Genomic DNA, 2,030 nt, shown 5'->3' with positions numbered 1-2,030 from the left:
ATTTAGTATATAGTAAATGTGAGCCGCCTTTTTCAAAGGTGGCTTTTATATCTGGAAACCAACTAATTAGGTAAAAATATAAATATAAATATAAAGGAGAGTACAAATGGCTAAACAAATTTATAGAACTAAGAGTTCAATGTCTTTAAAGCAGTTTATAGCAGAGTTTGGAGAAAATTTTTCTGATCATATGAAAAATAGGCTCATGGAACTAGAATCAAGAGGATTCTTAACAAGAAAAGAATATAGTAATAGATTTGACTTAAAACATGTTGAACATATTCAATATAAATGTTCAGATGATTTAGAAGGTGATTCATCTGAAAAATTAAAGGAGTATTCCTATGCTCAGCTTGAAGTGGATGAAGGCATATTATACTTTTCTGACAGTTGTTTTGAAGATAACATGGTTAAACAGTCACCTATGGTAGATAAAATTTATAATTCATTAGATAGTGAATGTGTTGTTTCAAATTATGGTAATCACTTGAAAAAAATTGATGATAGCAATATAGATTATGTTATAGATAACATATTACTTTCGTGTCCTGACGTATCTAAATCATATTTAGAAATAGTAAAGGGCATGACACAACGAGCTAACAATTAACTAAGTTTTTAATAATCACTTGTTTTTATCGCTGTGATAGAGTATAATTAGACATCAGTTAAACTTATAAAAGCATTTTAAGATGCAAATTGCCTAATCAGAGTTATTTAAAATTACAATTATATAAAATTAGTAAAGAGATAAATCTCTAATTATCCGTTCTTAGACTTTTCAAAATCTATATTCTAGTTTTATCCATAATAAATAGTTTTTTAACTTTTGTAGTGTATAAATGCCTATTAGTGATAATATTTATTTAGAACTATTAATAACATAGTTTTTATGAGTATATAAGTGAAAACATATGGTATTTATATTGAATGCACTTGAAATCTTACATTATGCCATACAGTTTCTGTATTCTTTGGAGACTGTTTTTATAAGGTATAAAGGAGGATATGTAAATGAATAATAAAAGTATTACTGTAATAGATATTGCTACAGAAGATGTTATTAATGAGTGTTTATCTGAATCAATAGACTAACAGTACTTTAAGATGCTACCAATGCTTAAGGCTAATGGTAGCTTATTTATTGTATAGAATTCGTAATTGTATTTTTAAATAGTATTTTAATTAAATTTTGGAGGTGTTTTATATTAATAAAAATGTAAACATTAATGATGGTATAAGAGAAAAGGAAATTAGATTGGCGGGAGAGCAGGAAAATCAAATAATTAGTACCATAGATGCATTAAAATTAGCTCAGGAAAGAGATATGGATTTGGTTATGATTTCACCTTCTGCCAAACCACCAGTTTGCAAGATAATGGATTACAGTAAGTTTTTATACGAGCAATCAAAGAAACAAAAAGAAGCTAAGAAGAATCAAAAAACTGTGGAACTAAAGGAAGTTAGGTTAAGTGCTACTATTGAAGAGCATGATATAATGATCAAAGCTAACAACGCAAAAAAATTTTTATCAAATGGTGATAAGGTTAAGGTCTCAATACGATTTAAAGGTAGACAAAATAACAATACGAACATGGGAATTAAGGTATTTGATACTTTTATATCAAAATTAGATAATCTTGGAGTTGTAGAAAAAACTCCGCGATTAGAAGGCAGAAATATGTTTATGATTCTGGCTCCAAAAAGATAATGTTAAGATATATTTTTGTTAGAACTAAGAAAGATAATCATTAAATAAAGAAACGATAATATATTCTGAAGTTAATGAATTAAGAGAATAAGGCAACACAAGGAATAAAATAAAAGTAATTTGTTAATATTAAGAGTTAGGGCATTAAAAATGGTTACAGCCGACATAGGGTGCAACCATTTTTTATTCTATAGGAAACTATGTAATTGCAAGGTTGTGGATAAGTGTGTAAAATATAGGTATTATGGTAGATAAGAAAATAACAGTAAAAGAAATATTAGTAGATAAGTATCAGGATTTTAAAAATAAATATTGGAGT

2 protein-coding genes are annotated in these 2,030 nt (G+C 27.0%); both read left to right on the top strand.

Going from position 1 to position 2,030, the window contains the following annotated elements; genetic code table 11:
- Positions 1-106: 106 nt before the first annotated feature.
- A complete protein-coding gene (locus CLORY_RS22705) occupies positions 107-610 on the top strand; it encodes a hypothetical protein (protein WP_079428857.1) in 504 nt (167 codons plus the stop codon).
- Between the two features lie 582 nt (positions 611-1,192).
- Complete coding sequence (gene infC, locus CLORY_RS22700; protein WP_079428855.1) at positions 1,193-1,711, top strand: translation initiation factor IF-3; 519 nt, start codon at positions 1,193-1,195, stop codon at positions 1,709-1,711.
- The last annotated feature ends 319 nt before the right edge of the window (positions 1,712-2,030 follow it).

This window comes from Clostridium oryzae, from assembly GCF_002029235.1.
Taxonomy (GTDB): Bacteria; Bacillota; Clostridia; order Clostridiales; family Clostridiaceae; genus Clostridium_AE; species Clostridium_AE oryzae.
This window is presented reverse-complemented; position numbering and strand designations above follow the sequence as displayed.

Excerpts from the sequence above, each read along its gene's own strand:
- CLORY_RS22705 (WP_079428857.1), top strand. The coding sequence starts at position 107 with ATGGCTAAACAAATTTATAGAACTAAGAGTTCAATGTCTTTAAAGCAG.